We start from the raw sequence: 2,792 nt of genomic DNA, 5'->3' as shown, positions 1-2,792 counted from the left end.
ATGTCGGCGCCCCAACGGGTTTACTCGATCAGCTGTCGTCGTTGTTTGGCCAAGAGTCGACGGCGCTGCTGATCGACTTTCGGGAGCTGACCGTCTCGCCGGTGGCCTTCGACCCGTCATCGTCGGGTGTTGAGCTGTTGCTGATCGACTCGCGCGAACGGCACGGCCATGTCGGTGGTGAATATGCCGCGCGTCGACTGTCCTGTGAACGGGCCGCCGCCGACGTGGGCGTGGTGTCGCTGCGGGAGATCCACGAGCTCTCTGCCCTTGACCACGTCACCAATCCCGTCGACGCGCGTCGCGCCCGGCATGTGCTGAGCGAGAACCAGCGGGTTTTCGATGTCGTTGCAGCGTTGGGTGATTCGGACTATGCCTCGGCCGGCCGGATTTTCACCGCGTCGCACGCATCGATGCGTGACGACTTCGCCATCACTACTGCGCACATTGATCTGATCGCCGACACCGCGGTGAGTGCAGGCGCACTGGGCGCCCGGATGACCGGCGGCGGATTCGGCGGCTGCGTGATCGCATTGGTGCCGGCCGATCAGGTAGCTCCGGTTGCCGACGCGGTGCGGTCAGCGCTGCACGCCGCGGGCTACGAGGAGCCGGTGATTTCTCAGACTCATGCCGCTCGAGGTGCAGGAGCGGTGCGGTAGCGCGACCGCATCTTCCGGGCCGGGCCACATCACTGGTAAGAACGGCGGTGTGAGGATCGCGATCAGCGGCGCCGGCGTGGCCGGTGTGGCGCTCGCCCACTGGTTGCACCGCACCGGCCACCACCCGACGGTGATCGAGCAGGCGCCGAAGTTCCGCACCGGCGGCTACGTGATCGACTTCTGGGGCGTCGGCTACCAAGTGGCCAAACGCATGGGCATCGAAGACCCGATCCGTGCCGCCGGGTACCAGGTTGAGGTGGTGCGCTCCGTCGGCTCCCGCGGCCAGGTCAAGGCCGACGTGCACGTCGATGTCTTCCGGCGCATGTTCGGCGACGAGTTGATCAGCCTGCCCCGCGGCGACCTGGCCGCCACGATGTACAGCACCATCGAAGACAAGGTCGAAACGATCTTCGGCGACAGCATCGTCACTGTGGACGGGCACAGTGAGGGCGTCCGGCTGACCCTCGAGAACGGCGGCCCGCGCGATTTCGACCTGCTCGTCGGCGCGGACGGATTGCACTCGAACGTGCGCCGTCTGGTCTTCGGGCCAGACCAGGAGTTCGAGCACTACCTGGGCTGCAAGGTCGCTGCGTGCATGGTCGACGGATACCGCCCCCGCGACGATCTGGTCTACGTCACCTACGGCAGTCCCGGTCGCCAGCTGGGGCGGTTCACGCTGCGCGGCGACCGCACCATGCTTTTGTTCATCTTCCGCGCCGGGCACGACAGCCTGGGCGTGGCACCAAAAGACCAGTTGCGCAACGAGTTCAGCGACATCGGCTGGGAATCACGGGATTTCCTGGCGGCGCTCGACGACGTCGACGACTTGTATTTCGACGTCGTCAGCCAGGTCCGCATGGACAACTGGTCGCGTGACCGCGTGCTGCTGATCGGGGACGCCGCCGGGTGTATTTCGTTGCTGGGCGGTGAGGGCACCGGGCTGGCGATCGCCGAGGCGTACGTGCTGGCCGGCGAACTCGCGCGCGCCGGCGCCGACTACCGCCGCGCCTTCGATGCCTACCAGTCGCTGATGCGTCCTTTTATCAAAACCAAACAAGCCGGTGCGCAGCGCAACATTCCGTTCTTCGCCACCCGGACCCGGTTCGGCTTGTGGTTCCGCAATGTGGCGATGCGGATGGCGAACTTCGGGCTGCTGTCGACGCTGTTGGCCGGCGGCGTGCGCGACGACATCACGCTGCCGGAGTACGGCATTTAGCTAGGTGTGCACGATGTGCCCACCTCCGAGCGACAACTGACTATGGCCCACCAATTTCGCTCGAAGGCGGGCACAACGGCAATGGTTCAGTCATGTTGCAGGAGTGAACCGGATCGCCCTCAGGTTCAGTCGCTCGACGCCCTCGGCGAACTGATCGCGGGTCGGCATCTGATGGTCGCGGAACCCTATGCCCATCACGCGCTCGGCGCGCTTGACGCCGTACGACTCGGCGCAGCGCGCAGAGAGATCCGCGACGTGTGCGATGTCGGTGATGAGCTCGCCGCGCATCGCCGTCGTCTTGCCGGCATGAAGCACCTGCGCGGGAGCGCCATCGCGGAAGTTGACCTTCCAGCTCGCACCGGTGAGGGCGTAAAGGACGCCGTCGATCAAATGGGCGGTCAGCACAAGCGAATACGGACGCCCGCTCTTGCGGCCTTTGAAGTCGACGACCATGAACTGGTGGCGCGCCGCACCGGCGAACGGGGTGTGCAGCAGGAACGTCAGCACCGGGTTGACCAGGCGCAGGAATGCTTGAGGTGGGTGCGAGATGGTAACCGCGTGCGAATCGTCCGTCATGATTTCACCGTAGTGAAACAATCGAAACAATCGAAACAGGACCTACGAGGTGTGGCGTGATGCCCCGGTGCGAGCGCCGGCGCGATGTCCGTGCCCACCTGCGCGCTGACCGCTGCGGGCCGCTTTGGCGCGCTCGCCACCGCGGTTAGGCCGGCGTCGCGGCTGGGAGCGCTGGGCGGGGTGGGCGGTCGCGGGTTTGGCGGTCGGAGCCTGGTAGGGCGCGATTTCGCCGACCAGCTGTGCAACGGGCTCGGACTGCGCGGTCACCTGCTGCGGGCGGACGGCGATACCGGCCCGGCGCATCAGGTCCGAGGTGTCTCTGCGCTGTTCGGGAAGTACGACAG

Annotated in this window: 2 protein-coding genes and 2 pseudogenes; 2 read left to right on the top strand and 2 right to left on the bottom strand. The window is 66.0% G+C overall.

What is annotated here, in order from left to right:
- Positions 1-656: pseudogene (locus tag WAO18_RS04210) on the top strand (galactokinase); the annotation flags it as partial.
- 49 nt (positions 657-705) lie between these two features.
- Complete coding sequence (locus WAO18_RS04205; protein WP_422204135.1) at positions 706-1,872, top strand: FAD-binding domain; 1,167 nt, start codon at positions 706-708, stop codon at positions 1,870-1,872.
- A gap of 90 nt (positions 1,873-1,962) precedes the next feature.
- Here WAO18_RS04205 and WAO18_RS04200 read toward each other — a convergent pair whose 3' ends face one another.
- Both WAO18_RS04200 and WAO18_RS04195 read right to left on the bottom strand, forming a co-directional pair.
- On the bottom strand, positions 1,963-2,448 hold the full coding sequence (locus WAO18_RS04200) for a hypothetical protein (RefSeq protein WP_422204134.1): 486 nt from the start codon (positions 2,446-2,448) through the stop codon (positions 1,963-1,965).
- Between the two features lie 42 nt (positions 2,449-2,490).
- Positions 2,491-2,792 (bottom strand): annotated as a pseudogene (locus WAO18_RS04195) (ATP-dependent helicase); the annotation flags it as partial.

Origin of the sequence: Mycobacterium sp., from assembly GCF_049278535.1 — a bacterium.
In the GTDB taxonomy this organism is placed as follows: domain Bacteria; phylum Actinomycetota; class Actinomycetes; order Mycobacteriales; family Mycobacteriaceae; genus Mycobacterium.
The sequence above is the reverse complement of the archived record's forward strand: the minus strand, read 5'-3'. Positions and strand labels throughout refer to the sequence as shown.

Coding starts and splice junctions, on each gene's coding strand:
- WAO18_RS04200 (WP_422204134.1), bottom strand. CDS start 2,448: ATGACGGACGATTCGCACGCGGTTACCATCTCGCACCCACCTCAAGCA.